Origin of the sequence: Parapusillimonas sp. JC17 (genome assembly GCF_052180245.1) — a bacterium.
Taxonomy (GTDB): domain Bacteria; phylum Pseudomonadota; class Gammaproteobacteria; order Burkholderiales; family Burkholderiaceae_B; genus Parapusillimonas.
The window spans coordinates 2,430,821-2,446,955 of record NZ_CP197474.1 but is presented as its reverse complement, the minus strand read 5'-3'; the positions used below and the strand labels follow the sequence as shown (position 1 = coordinate 2,446,955).

At 60.9% G+C, this 16,135-nt stretch carries 14 protein-coding genes; 10 read left to right on the top strand and 4 right to left on the bottom strand.

Annotated elements, in window-relative coordinates; genetic code table 11:
- Positions 1 to 2: 2 nt before the first annotated feature.
- The 9 genes from leuD (at position 3) to kynU (ending at position 10,462) form a co-directional block, all read left to right on the top strand.
- Entirely contained in the window at positions 3 to 653 is a 651-nt protein-coding gene (gene leuD / locus ACSBPU_RS11770; protein ID WP_442592317.1) for a 3-isopropylmalate dehydratase small subunit, read from the top strand.
- A 144-nt stretch (positions 654 to 797) separates the two neighbouring features.
- Positions 798 to 1,874, top strand: a complete 1,077-nt coding sequence (gene leuB / locus ACSBPU_RS11765; RefSeq protein ID WP_442592316.1) for a 3-isopropylmalate dehydrogenase — start codon at positions 798 to 800, stop codon at positions 1,872 to 1,874.
- Positions 1,875 to 1,914: 40 nt separating this feature from the next.
- Entirely contained in the window at positions 1,915 to 3,045 is a 1,131-nt protein-coding gene (gene asd, locus ACSBPU_RS11760) for an aspartate-semialdehyde dehydrogenase (RefSeq protein WP_442592315.1), read from the top strand.
- Positions 3,046 to 3,128: 83 nt separating this feature from the next.
- Positions 3,129 to 5,234, top strand: coding sequence for a type IV pilus assembly protein FimV (locus tag ACSBPU_RS11755; protein ID WP_442592314.1), 2,106 nt, complete (start codon positions 3,129 to 3,131; stop codon positions 5,232 to 5,234).
- A 7-nt stretch (positions 5,235 to 5,241) separates the two neighbouring features.
- Positions 5,242 to 6,057 carry a tRNA pseudouridine(38-40) synthase TruA gene (truA, locus tag ACSBPU_RS11750; protein WP_442592313.1) on the top strand — a complete coding sequence of 272 codons (816 nt, stop codon included), beginning with the start codon at positions 5,242 to 5,244 and terminating at the stop codon, positions 6,055 to 6,057.
- Positions 6,058 to 6,133: 76 nt separating this feature from the next.
- Positions 6,134 to 6,766 (top strand): TRAP transporter small permease subunit, encoded by a 633-nt coding sequence (locus ACSBPU_RS11745; protein ID WP_442592312.1) that lies wholly within the window; start codon positions 6,134 to 6,136, stop codon positions 6,764 to 6,766.
- Between the two features lie 2 nt (positions 6,767 to 6,768).
- The gene (locus tag ACSBPU_RS11740) at positions 6,769 to 8,439 is read left to right on the top strand and encodes a TRAP transporter large permease (protein WP_442592311.1); all 1,671 of its coding nucleotides are present in this window, start codon (positions 6,769 to 6,771) and stop codon (positions 8,437 to 8,439) included.
- A gap of 6 nt (positions 8,440 to 8,445) precedes the next feature.
- Positions 8,446 to 9,108, top strand: a complete 663-nt coding sequence (locus ACSBPU_RS11735; RefSeq protein ID WP_442592310.1) for a phosphoribosylanthranilate isomerase — start codon at positions 8,446 to 8,448, stop codon at positions 9,106 to 9,108.
- A gap of 103 nt (positions 9,109 to 9,211) precedes the next feature.
- Positions 9,212 to 10,462, top strand: a complete 1,251-nt coding sequence (gene kynU / locus ACSBPU_RS11730) for a kynureninase (RefSeq protein ID WP_442592309.1) — start codon at positions 9,212 to 9,214, stop codon at positions 10,460 to 10,462.
- Positions 10,463 to 10,543: 81 nt separating this feature from the next.
- On the opposite strand, the gene ACSBPU_RS11725 is transcribed toward kynU, so the two are convergent.
- Together ACSBPU_RS11725 and ACSBPU_RS11720 are read right to left on the bottom strand one after the other, a co-directional pair.
- The gene (locus ACSBPU_RS11725) at positions 10,544 to 11,617 is read right to left on the bottom strand and encodes a dihydrodipicolinate synthase family protein (protein WP_442592308.1); all 1,074 of its coding nucleotides are present in this window, start codon (positions 11,615 to 11,617) and stop codon (positions 10,544 to 10,546) included.
- Between the two features lie 48 nt (positions 11,618 to 11,665).
- Positions 11,666 to 12,628, bottom strand: a complete 963-nt coding sequence (locus ACSBPU_RS11720; RefSeq protein ID WP_442592307.1) for a Bug family tripartite tricarboxylate transporter substrate binding protein — start codon at positions 12,626 to 12,628, stop codon at positions 11,666 to 11,668.
- A 132-nt stretch (positions 12,629 to 12,760) separates the two neighbouring features.
- Here ACSBPU_RS11720 and ACSBPU_RS11715 point away from each other — a divergent pair, with 132 nt between their 5' ends.
- Positions 12,761 to 13,705: a LysR family transcriptional regulator gene (locus tag ACSBPU_RS11715; RefSeq protein WP_442592306.1), complete on the top strand. Its 945-nt coding sequence runs from the start codon at positions 12,761 to 12,763 to the stop codon at positions 13,703 to 13,705.
- A 69-nt stretch (positions 13,706 to 13,774) separates the two neighbouring features.
- Here the strand turns inward: ACSBPU_RS11715 and egtD are convergent, their stop codons facing one another.
- Entirely contained in the window at positions 13,775 to 14,764 is a 990-nt protein-coding gene (gene egtD / locus ACSBPU_RS11710; protein ID WP_442592305.1) for an L-histidine N(alpha)-methyltransferase, read from the bottom strand.
- The gene (gene egtB / locus ACSBPU_RS11705; protein ID WP_442592304.1) at positions 14,758 to 16,035 is read right to left on the bottom strand and encodes an ergothioneine biosynthesis protein EgtB; all 1,278 of its coding nucleotides are present in this window, start codon (positions 16,033 to 16,035) and stop codon (positions 14,758 to 14,760) included. Before egtB ends, egtD begins: the two co-directional genes overlap by 7 nt.
- Positions 16,036 to 16,135 lie beyond the last annotated feature (100 nt).

Sequence of the window (16,135 nt, the reverse complement as noted above, 5' to 3'; positions counted from 1 at the left end):
TCATGCAAGCATTTACCACTCATCATGGCCTGGTGGCGCCGCTGGACCGCGAGAACGTCGATACCGACCTCATCATTCCAAAGCAGTTCCTGAAGTCCATCAAGCGCACCGGGTTCGGTCCCAACCTGTTCGACGAGCTCCGCTACCTGGATCACGGCGAACCCGGCATGGATAACTCCAAGCGTCCGCTGAATCCGGACTTCGTGCTCAACCAGTCGCGCTATCAAGGCGCATCCATCCTGCTGGCGCGCAAGAACTTCGGCTGCGGTTCCAGCCGCGAACACGCCCCCTGGGCGCTGTCGCAGTACGGTTTTCGCGCGATCATCGCACCCTCGTACGCCGACATCTTCTTCAACAACAGCTTCAAGAATGGCTTGTTGCCCATCATCCTGCCCGAACTCCAGGTGGCGCGGCTGTTCGACGACGTCAAGGCGCATGTAGGCTACAAGCTGCGCATCGACCTTGAACGCCAGGTGGTGGTCACGGAAGACGGCCGCGAGCTCTCTTTCGACATCGAGCCCTTCCGCAAACACTGTCTGCTTCATGGCCTGGACGACATCGGCCTGACCTTGCAGAAGGCGGACATGATCCGTGCTTTCGAAGCGGAGCGCCTGGCCCGCCACCCTTGGCTGGAATCGCGGCCTCTCGTCTAGGGAAGCGCAGAACAAGTCCTTGCCCGAACCGTCGCGCGCTGCCATAGAGGCACGCTTCTGATCGATCAGGGACGACCGTTGAAAGCAGGGGGCCGCGGAGACGCAGCCCCTTTTGTCGTATATTGACAACATGGTAGGAAAAAAATGACTCATAAAATTGCTGTTCTGCCGGGTGACGGCATTGGTCCCGAAATCACGGAGCAGGCGGCACGCGTGCTCGGCGCGCTGGGCCTGGATCTTGAAATGGAAACCGCCCCAGTGGGCGGCGCGGCATACGATGCGCACGGCCATCCCTTGCCGCCGGCCACGCTCGATCTGGCGAAGAGTTCATCCGCCATCCTGTTCGGCGCCGTGGGTGACTGGAAGTACGACAACCTTCCGCGCGAGTTCCGTCCCGAGCAGGCCATCCTGGGCCTGCGCAAAGCCCTGGGGCTGTTCGCCAACCTGCGTCCGGCAATTCTGTATCCTCAACTGGCCAACGCGTCGTCGCTCAAGCCTGAGGTGGTGTCCGGCCTGGACATCCTTATCGTTCGCGAGCTGACGGGCGATATCTATTTCGGCCAGCCGCGCGGCGTGCGCGAGGTCACCGAGGGCGGCTTCAAGGGCGAGCGGCAGGGTTTCGACACCATGCATTACGCGGAAACCGAAGTGCGCCGCATCGGCCACGTCGCTTTCCAGGCTGCGCAGAAACGCAGCAAGCGCCTGTGCAGCGTGGACAAGGCGAACGTCCTGGAGACATCGCAGTTCTGGCGTGACATCATGATCGACACCGCGCGCGAGTATCCGGATGTCGAGCTGACCCACATGTATGTCGACAATGCTGCGATGCAGCTCGTGCGGGCACCCAAGGAATTTGACGTGATCGTGACAGGAAACCTGTTCGGCGATATCCTGTCCGATGAGGCCGCCATGCTGACGGGTTCCATCGGCATGCTGCCTTCGGCGTCGCTCAATGCCTCCAACCAGGGGCTTTACGAACCCAGTCACGGGTCCGCTCCCGACATCGCCGGGAAGAACATGGCCAACCCGCTGGCGACCATACTGTCCGCGGCCATGCTCTTGCGCTACTCTTTGAACGAGGCAGCGCAAGCGGATCGTATCGAACGCGCCGTGCAAGCGGTGCTCGAACAAGGCTTGCGCACGGCCGACATCCACGAAGCCGGCACGGAACAGGTTTCCACCAGCGCGATGGGTGATGCGGTGCTGAAAGCATTAAAATAATGTTTCAGATCTGAATTTTTACTTTTTTAAGCGACTTAACATGAGCCAAGCAGTAGGTTTAGTCGGTTGGCGCGGCATGGTGGGATCCGTCCTGATGCAGCGCATGCGCGACGAGAATGATTTTTCCCTGTTCCAGCCGGTGTTCTTTTCCACCAGCAATGCGGGCGGCGCGGCCCCCGCATGGGCGGACGGCGCCGGGCCTCTTCAAGATGCATACGACATCGAGGCCCTGAAAAAACTCCCCATCATTCTGACCGCCCAGGGCGGCGACTACACCACTGCGGTTCATTCCAAACTGCGCGCTGCCGGCTGGAACGGCGTCTGGATCGATGCCGCCAGCACTTTGCGCATGTCCGACGACGCCATTATCGTGCTGGACCCGGTCAATCGCCCGGTCATCGACGCGGCGCTGGATCGCGGCATCAAGAACTACATTGGCGGCAACTGCACCGTAAGCTGCATGCTCATGGGCCTGGCCGGCCTGTTCAACCAGGATCTCATCGACTGGATGACCAGCATGACGTACCAGGCGGCATCCGGCGGCGGCGCGCAGCACATGCGCGAACTGCTGACGCAGTTCGGCCTGTTGAATGCGGCGGTCAAGCCTTTGCTCGACGATCCCGCATCCGCCATTCTCGAAATCGATCGCGGCATCCTGACGGCGCAGAAGGATCCGGCCCTGCCGCAACAGCAATTCGGCGTGCCGCTGGGCGGCAACCTGATTCCCTGGATCGACAAGGATCTGGGCGACGGCATGTCGCGCGAAGAATGGAAAGCCGGCGCGGAAACCAACAAGATACTCGGCCGCGGCGAAGCCTTCGGCACACCCGCCACTCCAATCGACGGCCTGTGCGTGCGGATCGGCGCCATGCGCTGCCACAGCCAGGCCCTGACCATCAAGCTGAAGCGCGACGTACCGCTTGATGAAATCACGGACATCGTGCGCGAAGGCTCGAACTGGGCCAAAGTCATCCCGAACGAACGCGAAGCGACCATGCGTGATCTCACGCCCGTTGCCGTGACCGGCACGCTGGACATCCCGGTCGGGCGCATGCGCAAGCTCTCCATGGGGCCTGAGTACCTCAGCGCCTTCACGGTGGGAGATCAACTGTTGTGGGGGGCGGCAGAGCCATTGCGCCGCATGCTGCGTATTGCTTTGGGTGAACTGTAAAAATGCAAATGTCCCGCTGGGTGTCATCGTCTTTTGCTTTAGTATTCAAAACTAAACCTTTGGTCGGGGCGCTGGCGGCATCATTGCTGATATGCCCGGCCGTCCATGCCGCCACCTTCGGCCATTCGCGCGTCGTGTCGGCGCCCGGCCAGGCCCTGCGCATCGACCTACCGGTCAGCCAGCTGAGCGCCGACGACTTGCGCAGTTTCTCGGTATCGCCCGCGCCCATGGCTGCCTGGTCCGAGGCGGGGCTGATCCCGCCGGTCGACTTGGCCACCCTCACCACGCAGCTGGTCGACGGCTACGCGCCGGGCAGCAAGGTCATCCAGCTGCGCTCCAGCCAGCCTTTCAACAGGCCGGTGGCCGACGTCCTGCTCGACGTCCATACGGCTTCGGGGCGGCAGCGTTATCAAGTCAGCCTGTTGACCCGCACGGATGCCAGCATCGACTTGGCGTCGGTTGCGGGTCCCGAAGGCAGTGTGGCGGCATCCGATCACAAGGCGGGCGCGTCCATACGCGTGAAAACCGGCGACACCATGTTTGCCATCGCCCGACGGCATGCCGTCAGGGGTGTTTCTGACTACCAGATGATGATGGCGCTCTTCCGGGCCAATCCAAAAGCGTTCATCCACGACAACGTCAATCTCGTCAGGGCCGGCTCTACACTGGTGATGCCCGACAAGGCGGCATTGACCGCCATTTCCGACCGCGAGGCCCGGCGTCTCTTCATGCAGCATGCCCAGGCTTTCGCGCGCTACCGCAGGGCTTCGGCCGGCGTCGTGCCGGTGGTGGGGCAGCAAGGCGCGGCAGCCGCGGCCGGCGACGTGGTCCAGGCCATGCCGTCCGAATCGGCTCAAGCGCCCGCAGACACCCGCAAGCAGGACTTGCTGCGGCTTTCCGATCAGCCGTCCGCGTCTGCTGCCGGGGCGGCCAATGGGCAAGCAGGCTCGGGCGCGGCAGGCGACTCCGCAGGAACGTCGGCGGCCGGCGCCCAAACGACGCAATCGGACGCCGGCAAGTCCGTTGCCGAGCCGTCCGCACAGGCGGGCGGCAACGCGGATGGCCGCGCCGACGATGAGGCAGCCCTGCGCAAAGGTGTTGCGGATGCGGAGCAGCGCGTGTCCCAGCTGGAAAGCAATGTAAAGAACCTGAACGAAGCCCTGCGCGCGCAAGGCAGCGTTCTCGGCGAGCTGGTTGTGGAAGGGGCGAAGGGACTCAGCGAGTCCATTGCGCAAGCCACCAGCCCCTCGGGCGAGGGTGCGCCGTCTTCGGCGGACACAGCCACGGGTGGCGGTGCACCGGGCATGACGCCCTCGGCAGGAGCTGCCGGCGATAATCGGGCGTCGGCGACGGCTCCTGCCGCCAACGGCGCTTCTTCGTCCGCGGCAGCTCCTTCCTCCAATGGCGCTTCTTCGTCCGTGGCAGCGCCTTCCGCCAACGGCGCTTCTTCGCCCGCGACGACACCTTCCACCAATGGCGCTTCTTCGTCTGCGGCAGCACCTTCCACCAATGGCGCTTCTTCGCCCGCGGCAGCACCTTCCACCGTCGGAGGTTCCACGTCGGCAGTGGCGCCATCGGGTAATGGCACGCCATCGCCCGATGATGCGGCGAAGCCATCCAATGGCGCAGCGCCGTCGGCTGCTGCGGCGGCTGGCACTGCGGCTTCTTCGGCAGGCGCGGCGGCGGGCAGTCAGGCAGCGGGCAGTCAGGCAGCGGGCAGTCAGGCAGCGGGCAGTCAGGCAGCGGGCAGTCAGGCGGCGGGCAGTCAGGCAGCCGCCTCAAGCGGCGAAGGCGCACCCAACGGGGCATCCCCTTCCGCGGGATCCGCTGCGGCAAATGGAAGCGCCGGCCGGAGTGCTCCGGGTGGCGAATCCACGGCGGGCGCGGGCAAGGGCGGCACCGCCGCGGGCACTGACGGCGGCTCCGGTACGGCCGATTCGATTTCAACAAAGACGGAAAATACTGTGTCCTGGTTTCAAGAGCATATGCTGGGTGTCATCACCGGCTTGCTGGCATTGGTTGTATTGATCATTGCATGGCTGTTGCGCCGTGCAAACGCGGCGCGTGACGAGGGGCGCGACGACAGCAGCGGCCTCATCACCGAGGCGATGGTCAGAGAGAAGCTCGCCCAGATCAATCTCGATCTGGACCAGAACTCTCCCGACCGCAACCCTTCCGGACCGCGCTGAGGCCTGAATGCCTCGTGTGGCATTGGGAATCGCGTATGACGGATCGCATTGGCTGGGTTGGCAGACTCAGCCGGGCGGACGCACAGTGCAGGACACACTCGAAGCCGCGCTCGCGCAGTTCCTTGCCCAGCCCCGCGTGAATACGATTTGCGCCGGGCGCACCGATACGGGCGTCCATGCCCTGGAGCAGGTCGTTCACTTGGACAGTTGCGCCCAGCGCCGTCCCGAATCGTGGGTACGCGGCCTCAATGCCTTGTTGCCAGCCAGCATTGCGGTGCAATGGGCGCAGCCTGTGCCGGATGATTTCCACGCCAGGTTTTCAGCACGGGCACGCAGCTATGTCTATGTCGTGCGCAACAACCGGGTCCGTTCTCCGCTGCAGCATGGTCGCGTCGGCTGGGTCTATCATCCGCTGGAACTCGAACCCATGAAGGACGCCGCCCGGCGTCTGCTGGGGGAGCACGATTTCAGCAGCTTCCGCTCGTCGCAGTGCCAGGCCGCCAGTCCGGTCAGGACCCTGCATGCGCTGGATGTCGAACAGCATGGGGACTATTTCCTGTTCACTTTCCGTGCCAACGCCTTTCTGCACCATATGGTCCGGAACCTGATGGGAGCGCTGCTGTATGTGGGGCAGGATCGTCAGCCGGCCTATTGGATGGACGAACTGCTGTCTCAGCGTGACCGGCGCCGGGCCGCGCCGACTTTTGCGCCGGATGGCCTGTACTTCGTGCATGCGGATTATCCTTCGGCGTTCCTTCTGCCGGAAAGCCGCCTGGAGGACCTGGTGCAATCCCATCTGGGACTGCAGGTTTCCGCGAGGTGAGTCGGGCATATACCGAGGGTAAATGGCCTGCAGATCGACTAGAATGCGCTACCGTGCAGCGGAAACTTTTAGACTCATGAAATTCTTTTTGTCACTATCCAGGATCATAGACGCGATCAATACGCGGGTGGGGCAGGCCGTGATCTGGCTTACCCTCATTGTCGTGCTCGTCAGCGCGACCAACGCAGTGGTCCGGAAAGCCTTCAACATCAGTTCGAATGCCTGGCTCGAACTGCAGTGGTATCTTTTCGGGGCCATCTTTCTTCTGGCCGCAGGCTATACCTTTCTTCGCAATGAGCACGTGCGGGTCGACGTACTGGCCCAGAAGTTCTCGCGGCGCACTCAGATCAAGATCGAGATCTTCGGCGTTCTCTTCTTCCTGCTTCCCGCCTGCCTGCTGATTTTCTGGTTGTCCATACCGTTCTTCTATGAGTCCTTCGTGTTGAACGAGCAATCGTCCAATACCGGGGGCCTCATCCGATGGCCGGCAAAGCTGTTGATACCGATGGGTTTTTTGCTGTTGATTCTTGCCGGCTTGTCTCACCTCATCAAGTGCGTGGGCTTTCTCATGGGCGCATGCCCGGACCCCACTGCCAGACCCGTGGGTAAGACCGCCGAAGAAGAGCTCGCGGACGAAATCCGCAGGCAAGCCCTGGCTGATCAGAACGACTCCACACTTCCCAAAACAACAAACGCCAAAGGCAACTGAACATGGAGTTTTTTGTAGATAACCTGGCGCCGATCATGTTCATCAACCTGATCGTGTTTTTACTGCTGGGCTTTCCCGTCGCGTTTTCGCTGGCCGCGAACGGCATCCTGTACGGCCTGGTGGCCATCGAACTCGGCATGATGCAGCCGGCCCTTTTCCAGGCCCTGCCGCAGCGGGTCTTAGGCATCGTTTCCAACGATACGTTGCTTGCGGTGCCGTTCTTCACGCTCATGGGGCTGATCCTCGAACGCTCGGGCATGGCCGAAGACTTGCTGGAAACCGTGGGGCAGCTGTTCGGCCCCATACGGGGCGGGCTGGCCATTGCCGTGGTGCTCGTCGGCGCAATGCTCGCCGCCACCACCGGCGTCGTGTCGGCCTCGGTGATCTCCATGGGGCTGATTTCGCTGCCCATCATGCTGCGCTACGGCTATGATCGGCGGCTGGCAACCGGGGTGATCGCCGCATCCGGAACGCTCTCGCAAATCATTCCGCCGTCGCTGGTGCTGATCATCCTGGCCGACCAACTGGGAAGATCGATTGGCGACATGTACCGCGGCGCTATGGTCCCCGGCCTGTTGCTGGCGGGCGGCTACATCACCTATGTCTTGATCATGACATTGATCAAGCCCACCAGCGCGCCGGCGCTGCCCGAAGAGGCGCGCATCTACGTCAAGGAAGACGGCAGCCGGGGCCTGCGTTCGCTGCTGGTCCTCACCCTGATCGCATCCGTCGTTTCGTATTTCGCCACGCAATATTATTTCAGCGAGCATACGCAGATTCCGGTGGACGAAAAAGTGGTGATCAGCCTCATGGCCTGGGGCTTGACCGCGCTGGCGATAGCGCTGGTGAACAAGCTGCTGGGCCTGGGACTGCTGTCGGAAATCGCCGAACGCGTCACTTTCGTGATGATGCCTCCGCTTTTCCTCATCTTTCTGGTCCTTGGCACCATCTTCATCGGCGTCGCGACGCCTACCGAGGGCGGGGCAATGGGCGCGGTCGGAGCCCTGGTGATGGCCGTGTCGCGCGGACGCTTTTCGTGGTCGCTGCTGCGCCAGGCCATGGACACGACCACCAAGCTCTCCTGCTTCGTGGTGTTCATCCTGGTCGGATCCACCGTGTTCAGCCTCAGCTTCCGCGGCATCAACGGCGACATCTGGGTGGAACACCTGCTGCGCGGCCTGCCGGGCGGGGAGTGGGGCTTCCTGATCGTGGTCAGTCTCCTGACTTTCTTCCTGGCCTTCTTCCTGGACTTTTTCGAACTTGCTTTCATCATCGTGCCCCTGATCGGCCCGGTGGCCGACAAGATGGGCATAGACCTGATCTGGTTCGGCGTCCTGCTGGCGGTGAACATGCAGACGTCCTTCATGCATCCTCCTTTCGGATTCGCCTTGTTCTATCTGCGCTCCGTCGCGCCCAAAGACGACTACCACGACAGGGTCACCGGCAAGCTCATTCCGCGCGTCAGCACGGGGGACATCTATTGGGGGTCGGTGCCGTTCATCTGCATACAGCTCATCATGGTTGCCGCAGTCATGGTGTTTCCCTCGATGGTCACGCACTATAAGGACGACATCCAGATGGTGGATCCTTCGACCGTCGATTTCGGCACCGAAAACGTATATGGTTCCGACAGCTACGGCGGCGCCGACGACGCGGGTTCGGGCTTCAGGTAGGCTGGCATGAACAACGAGAGCATCCCCGCCCGCACGCGCGTCAAGATCTGCGGGCTGACCCGGGCCGAAGACATCGACAGCGCGGTCCAGGCCGGCGCCGATGCCATTGGCATGGTGTTCTATCCCGGCAGCCGGCGGGCAGTAACCATGGCCCAGGCGCGCCGGCTGCGCGCCGCCGTGCCGCCTTTTGTCAGTGTCGTGACTTTATTCGTCAATGCGGCGCCGCAGATGGTGAACGAGATCATCGACCAGGTGCATCCGGATCTCCTGCAGTTTCACGGCGACGAAACCGTCGAGTTCTGCGATCAGTTCAACCATCCCTATCTGCGCGCTTTCCGTGTCGGCGGTCCCGGCATGGACAGCGCGGAATGCGTGGGGAACGCATGCCGCGGCTATATGAACGCGCGCGCCTGGCTGTTCGACAGCTATAGCGCCGGCTATGGCGGCAGCGGCAAAGGCTTCGACACCGGCTTGCTCGACGCGGTCGTCGGGGCGGGAGAGCGGCGTCCGCTGGTGCTCGCGGGCGGCTTGAGCGCCGAAACCGTTGCCGAGCGCATACGCCGCTTCCGCCCCTACGCTGTCGACGTGAGCAGCGGGGTGGAAATCGAGCCGGGCATCAAGTCCGCTGAAAAGATCCAGGCCTTCATCAAGGCTGTGCAAAACGCCTGAATGCCGGCCTGAAGCATGGCGGTTGGCCATCCAATTCCGGGTGTGGCAAAATGCTTGAAGCTTATAATAATCGCGGCATCGTACGCCGTGCTGGGAGAGCCGTATGACGACCCGTGAAGAATGCCTGGAACTGGACAGAAACGATGCGCTGGCAGGTTTGCGCGACGACTTCTCGCTGCCTCCGGGCGTGATCTATCTCGATGGCAATTCACTGGGCGCCCGCCCGCGGGCCGCCTTGCAACGGGCGCGCGAAGTGGTGGAGCAGGAGTGGGGCACCGACCTCATCCGGAGCTGGAACAAAGCCGGGTGGTTTGAATTGCCCCTAGTATTGGGCGACAAGCTTGCTCCGCTGATCGGCGCGGGCCCCGGCGAAGTGGCGGTCACCGACACGACCTCGATCAATCTGTTCAAGGTATTGGCGGCGGCCATCCATCTGCAGGCGTCGAACCCCGAGCGCGCCGGCCGCAGGGTCATCGTCACCGAACGCGCCAACTTTCCCACCGACGTCTACATTGCTCAGGGCCTGGCGCAATGGCTGGGCCAGGGATACGCGCTGCGCCTGGTGGATCGGCCCGAGGACCTGGAAGCCGCCATCGATGCGGACGTGGCGGTCGTGATGCTGACCCATGTGAACTACCGTACGGGCCGCCTGCTCGATATGTCGGCGCTGACGCGGCACGCGCATGCGCAAGGCGCGTTGACGGTCTGGGACCTGGCGCATTCCGCCGGCGCCGTGCCGGTGGACCTCAATGCGAGTTCGGCCGACTTCGCCGTAGGGTGCACATACAAATATCTGAACGGCGGCCCCGGGGCGCCCGCTTTCTTATGGGTGGCGCCACGCCATCTCGATGGTTTCCAGCACCCGCTGACCGGCTGGTGGGGGCATGCGAACCCTTTCGCCATGCAGCCCGAATTCATCCCATGCACGACGATACGCTCGGGCTTGTGCGGCACGCAGCCTACGGTATCGCTGTCGCTCGTTGAATGCGGACTGGACGTCTTCGCCAAGACGGACATGGCGGCCTTGCGCAGGAAGTCTCTGGCGCTCACCGATTTGTTCATCGAGCTGGTCGAACAGCGATGCGCCGCCCATCCGCTCGAACTCGTGACCCCACGCGAACATGCAGTGCGCGGCAGCCAGGTCAGCTTCACGCATCCCCATGGCTATGCCGTGGTGCAAGCGCTGATCGACAAAGGCGTGATCGGCGACTACCGAGAGCCACAAATCATGCGTTTCGGATTCACGCCTCTCTATATCCGCTTTGTCGATGTCTACGACGCCGTGGAGATCCTGGCGCGCATCCTGGACCAGCGTGATTACGACCTGGAGCGGGCGCGGGACGCTGTGACCTGATCGAGGGGTCTGACCCTGCCGGGTCCGACCCCGGCAAAAAGGATCGGGGTCAGACCCCGTACGGGGTCTGACCCCATGGCCTTACTCGAACAGAGGCAGGTTTGCCATGTTGACCTTCCCGAAACCTTTGGCGAAATTTGCGGCACCGACCACGAACTCCTCTTCATCGTTGCGATTCGGCTCGATGCCGATGCTCCTGTAGTTTTGACGGATCCGCTCGCGGGCCTCTGCGGTCAGAACCGGGACTTGGTCGCGTGGCTTTCCGATGTCGCGCACCAGGCCGCCATTGCCGCCTACGCACCATTGGTTGTACTTCAGATGGGCCCATGGATGGCCACCTTTCAACAGTAAAGGGGCTTGCAATTTGAAGAACGCGCTGTAGGCCGGTTCCAGCTGCCAATAGAGAGAATAGGCTTCCTGTAAGTCATTCCGAGCGATAGCTCGCAGATAATCGGCAACATATGGTTTCTCCGGAGACTGTGCGCACTCGGCATTCCATTGGCCGCTCCATTGCACGGTGCATGCTTTCGACAGCAATGGCATCATATCGAGGTGCACCGGTCCTACCAGTATCTTGTCACCCAGGCGTTCGGCACATTCCATTGCGCGTACCAGATTGATCGCTTGAGTGAGCTTGACGGCTACGACAGAGGGAAGCCGCGCCAATTGCTCGAAGGCTTCCAGTGCGATGCCACTGGGGTGAAGATGCCGCAGCCTTGGGTTGTTTTGGGCATATAGGACGATCGGTAGGCGCGTGGAGTCGATGAGCTCTTTATACCAGGCGAATACCTGCTCTTCCGATTCAGGGGTCAGGTAGCGCGGCACCAGGACGGCATGGCTGCAACCGGCCTTCTCGGCCTGAGCCAGCAGTTCTCGATTGGCTTCCTGGGTCGCTTCGCCCACATATGCGCCGACCAGTATCTTGCCTTTGCCCTCGTCGCATGCGAGCTCCAGCACGCGCTGATATTCCTCAGGTTCGCATAAGGGAGCAACTGCGCTGGTGGAAAAAAAGCCATGCCGAATCGACTGCCGCACGTCGTGCCGTATGCCATCTTCGTCGAGTTCGCGCATGTTCGGTTTATATGATGGCAACAGCAGATTATCGATACCTTTGTAGTGCTCTTTTGCCCATTGCTTTTGTTCCGACTCTCTCATTTGGTTCCTGTCTATCGTTTAGTTGGATTGAACTTGGTATTCATGAGCTCACAGCTTGGTACCACGGTCGACGATGGCCTGCCATCTCTTGGTTTCCTCCTGGACCACTGCTTGCAGTTCGTCGCCGGTCGATGACACTGGTACGAAACCATTGGTCTCCATCGACTGCATGAAGTCTGGGCTTGCCATTATTTTTTTGATGGCGCGTTCATAGCGTGCCGCCAGATCGGGCGCGAGGCCTTCGGGTCCGAACAAGCCGCCCCAGCCTGCCACATCGAAATCCGGAAAAGTCTCGGATATGGCCGGGACTTCGGGTAACTGCCTAGAGCGTTCTTTATCGGCTGTCGCGATGATTTTGACTTTGCCGGCACGATACATTTCGAGAGCGGCAGCCTGTGCGGAGACTGCCAGATTGATATGGCCGCCTACCAGATCCGTCATGATCTGGCCGCTGCCCTTATAGGGAACATGTACCATATCGATGCTGGCTTTCTCCTTGATCAGCTCGCCCACCAACTGGTGGGGGGTTCCCACGCCTGGGGTGCCAAAAGCTAGACTGCCTGGTTTTTTCTTGGCGTAGTCGATCAAGGCTGGCAGTGAATCGGCCGGAAAGTCCTTGTTTACCGCGAGTACTAATGTGTTGCGATAAAGCATGGAAATCGGTGTGAAGCTGCTTACGGGATCATAAGCAAGATTGGGAATGGTGAATTTGCTTGAACCATGACTGGCCGAGTTGCCAAGAATGAGGGTAGTGCCGTCTGGTTTTTCCCGGCTGCCCAGAGCTGAACCTATGCTCCCGCTTGCTCCGGCACGGTTCTCTACATATACGTTTGTATGCAGTTCTTCACCAAGTTTCTGTGCGACCAGGCGGCCGGCGATATCGCCTCCCGACCCGGGAGGCCATGGTATGATGATCCGGATGCTCGAGGGCACCGAAACTGCCGCCTTAACCACACCGGAAAATGCTGTCGCTGCAAAAAAAATCAAGGTTGTGCGTCTAGACTGGTTCATGTTGGCTCCTGGTCTCCTGTTCCATATGGTTTTTTTAGTATCGTAAAAGACCAGAGTTCGCCAGTGAAACGACAATATCTTGTTAACCAACAATAGAGTGTTGTTAATGGTCCGCCAGCTATGAACCTGACCATGCGTCAACTGCGTGCGTTTCTGGCAGTAGCCGAACAGGGGAATTTCACCCGCGCCGCTCAAAAGCTTCACGTCACCCAGGCAGGGCTCAGCGCCATGATTCGCGAATTGGAATCGCAAGTGGGCGCGCAGTTATTCGTTCGCACCACGCGAAGGGTCGACATCACCGAGGCAGGCGTCAGCTTGCTGCCCTATGCCACAACTGCTTTGCATAATCTTGATGAGGCCGAACGACACCTAGGCTTTCTGATTGATCAAGGGCAGCGCCGGCTGCGTATAGGCCTCACGCCGCTAGTCGCGTCCACCGTGTTGCCCGCGCTCTGTCGACGGTTCATGCAGGCTCAGCCCCAAATCACTTTGGAAATCGTCGATGCCGATCGTGAAGTATTGCAGCCGATGGTGGAAAGCGGAGATCTGGATGCGGCCTACGGCTTGTTCTTCGATTCCAAATTCGGTCTGGTTCGTAGCAGAGTCTTTAGGGGCGGGTTGGCTTTAATATCACCCAAGGCTGAATCAGACGCTGTGCGTGGTGAGTCGGTTTCATCGGTTGGGCCTCAAGAGCAAGTATGTGCAATGCCGTTGCTGACATTGCGACGCGGCAGCCTGATGGAGCGGTTCATTGACGATTTTCTTGCCACAGCTCAATACTCTGTGGTTGAGCGCCGTGAAGTCAGGCATCTTGCGACGCTAATCGCATTGGTGGATGCGGGGATGGGATGGGCGGCCATCCCCACCATCGGTTTGCTGGAGTGCCGTCGCTTTTCCAACATACAGAAGCTTCCCTTGGCTACGGCGTCACCCAATCTAGATTTTTATTGCGTGACCAAAGCCGGTCGCGCCACGCCGGCGGCTGTCGATATTTTTTCCAGCATGATTGAGAAGGAATGTGGCGGACTCGCAGGGGGTGGGGCCCTGCAGGGTCTCACCCGGGCAAAAAGGCATTAGAAAGGATTGGGGTCCGACCCGGCAAAAAGGATCGGGGTCAGACCCCGTACGGGGTCTGACCCCACGGTCTTACTCCGGCGCATCAAGCCAATGCAGGCTGAACATGCGGTCGGGGTCCGTCCAGACGGTGGCGGGTACGAAGCCCGCCTCGGAGGCCAGCGTGCGCAGGCCGCCGATGGTGAATTTGTACGAATTTTCCGTATGCAGGGTCTCGCCCTGCGACATCCTGAAGCAGCGGCCGTCCAAGTGAATTTCCTGGGGCTTGCGGCACATCAGGTGCATTTCGATACGGTGTTCAGGCGCGTTGTAGAACGCGCAGTGAGCGAAAGCGTCCAGATCGAAATCGGCGCCGAGTTCACGATTGGCGCGAGTGAGCACGTTCAGGTTGAACGCGGCCGTCACGCCTTGGCTGTCGTTGTAAGCGGCATGCAGGATTGCCGGGTCCTTGATCAAGTCCACACCCAGCAAAAGAGCGCCGCCATGCAGCTGCGTTCGCAGCATGCGCAGAAACCGCAAGGCTTCCCTGGGATGCATGTTGCCCAGCGTGGAACCGGGAAAGAAACCAATGCGTTTCTTCACATTCGTCGGCTTCTCGGGCAGCGCCAAGTGGCCGGTATAGTCGCCAATAAGTGGAGCGATCGAGATCTCCGGGTAGGCCTCCTGAAGCATCCTGGCGCTGGCGGCCAGATGTTCTCCTGAAATATCGATGGGCAGATAGTGCGCGGGGCCGTCCAGCGCGTCCAGGATGGGCCTGATCTTGTGCAGTGATCCGGCTCCGTATTCGACGATCTCGGCATGGCTGCCGATGTGCCGGGCGATGTCGGAAGCGCAGGCCCGCAACACCCACATTTCACAGCGCGTTGGATAATACTCCGGCTGTTCGCATATGCGATCGAACAGTCTGGACCCTTCCTCGTCATAAAAATATTTCGGAGACAAGGCGTGCGGCATATCGGCAAGCGCGTGAATCATGTCGCTCAGAAAGGGCTCGGGCATGATGGTTTCCGCGACAAACGGAATATCGGTGAGTGTGCTGCATCCAAATTCTTGTTTCAGCATGTGAGGTCCCTGGCGAGCCGCAATCCGGAGAACTGCCAACGCGCTCCGGGCGGAAAAAAGTTTCTGTATGTCGGGCGGGTATGGCCCGACGGCGTTGCGTGGCTGCCGCCGCGCAGGACGAGCTGTCCCACCATGAATTTGCCGTTGTATTCGCTGGGCGCGCCCGCCATCGGCCGGAAGCCCGGATACGGGTCGTAGGACGATCGCGTCCATTGCCAGGCGTGTCCAGCTACCTGCGTCAGGCGAACGTCATGGGCGGCCGCTTCCCATTCGAACTCCGTGGGCAGCCTGGCACCGGCCCATTCCGCATAGGCGGCCGCTTCGTAGAAAGACAGCTGCATGACCGGCTCTGCGCCATCCAAAGGTTCAACGCCACGCAGGCCGAATACTTTCCAGCCCGAAGGGCCGTCCGGGATCCAGTAGGCTGGATGCTTCCACTCATGGGCTTGAACGGCAGCCCAGCCTTCAGAAAGCCATAGCTCGGGCTTCCGGTATCCGCCATCATCGATGAACGCCGCGAATTCGGCGCAACTCACCAGCCGGGTGCCGAGCTGGTAGGAGGGCAAAAGGACGTCGTGCTGGGGCGTTTCATTGTCATAGCAAAAAGGGGCGCCGGCTTGATCAGAGGCAGGGCATCCGACCGAAACGCGCCCGCCGGTGAAGTCCGCCCACTCGGAACGCTCGTTGACGACCGCGGGCCGAGGAGGGGCGCGTCCTTCCGGGCCGGGGTAGGGATACTGAGCGTCATAAGCGGGCTTCAGCGGATTGCACCAGAAGGCATGGAGGATGTCGGTGAGAATCAGCTCCTGGTGCTGCTGTTCATGGTTGATGCCCAGTTGCATCAGGCGCTGGATTTCCTCCCACTGCTCTTCGGTGCATTCATCCATCAGCCGATGCATCGATGCGTCGATGTGGCGGCGGTAAAGATGGACGTCTTCCAGGCTGGGCCGCGAGATCAGTCCTCGCGACGGCCGGGCAAGGCGCGGGCCGAGGGCTTCGTAGTATGAATTGAACAGGAAAAGATACTGCTCGTCGAAGGGTCGGTAGTGCGGAAGGAAAGGGATCAGCAGCAGCGCTTCGAAAAACCAGCTCGTATGCGCCAGATGCCATTTGCAGGGGCTCGCCTCGGTCATGGATTGCAGGCACTGGTCTTCCGCGGAAAGCGGGGCGGCCAGCGCGAGCGAGTGCGAACGCACAGCGTGGTAGGCTTCATGGGCGTGGACCCGCGCCAAGGAGTGAGTGGTTAGGGCATCGTGTTGTAATGAATTCATGAGGTCTTGCCATGGGGGTCACGGTTCGTGGTCCCTCAGCAATATTCATTCCCGCTCTCGCCAAATCATGGTGCAAGGGGCAGTGCTTAGCATACGGTGA

What these genes read in the sequence shown, in the direction of transcription:
- ACSBPU_RS11720 (WP_442592307.1), bottom strand. Translation starts at nt 12,628, where the DNA reads ATGAACCAGTCTAGACGCACAACCTTGATTTTTTTTGCAGCGACAGCA.
- egtB (WP_442592304.1), bottom strand. Translation starts at nt 16,035, where the DNA reads ATGAATTCATTACAACACGATGCCCTAACCACTCACTCCTTGGCGCGG.
- ACSBPU_RS11745 (WP_442592312.1), top strand. Translation starts at nt 6,134, where the DNA reads ATGAAATTCTTTTTGTCACTATCCAGGATCATAGACGCGATCAATACG.
- ACSBPU_RS11715 (WP_442592306.1), top strand. Translation starts at nt 12,761, where the DNA reads ATGCGTCAACTGCGTGCGTTTCTGGCAGTAGCCGAACAGGGGAATTTC.
- leuD (WP_442592317.1), top strand. Translation starts at nt 3, where the DNA reads ATGCAAGCATTTACCACTCATCATGGCCTGGTGGCGCCGCTGGACCGC.
- ACSBPU_RS11740 (WP_442592311.1), top strand. Translation starts at nt 6,769, where the DNA reads ATGGAGTTTTTTGTAGATAACCTGGCGCCGATCATGTTCATCAACCTG.
- leuB (WP_442592316.1), top strand. Translation starts at nt 798, where the DNA reads ATGACTCATAAAATTGCTGTTCTGCCGGGTGACGGCATTGGTCCCGAA.
- asd (WP_442592315.1), top strand. Translation starts at nt 1,915, where the DNA reads ATGAGCCAAGCAGTAGGTTTAGTCGGTTGGCGCGGCATGGTGGGATCC.
- ACSBPU_RS11735 (WP_442592310.1), top strand. Translation starts at nt 8,446, where the DNA reads ATGAACAACGAGAGCATCCCCGCCCGCACGCGCGTCAAGATCTGCGGG.
- kynU (WP_442592309.1), top strand. Translation starts at nt 9,212, where the DNA reads ATGACGACCCGTGAAGAATGCCTGGAACTGGACAGAAACGATGCGCTG.
- ACSBPU_RS11725 (WP_442592308.1), bottom strand. Translation starts at nt 11,617, where the DNA reads ATGAGAGAGTCGGAACAAAAGCAATGGGCAAAAGAGCACTACAAAGGT.
- egtD (WP_442592305.1), bottom strand. Translation starts at nt 14,764, where the DNA reads ATGCTGAAACAAGAATTTGGATGCAGCACACTCACCGATATTCCGTTT.
- truA (WP_442592313.1), top strand. Translation starts at nt 5,242, where the DNA reads ATGCCTCGTGTGGCATTGGGAATCGCGTATGACGGATCGCATTGGCTG.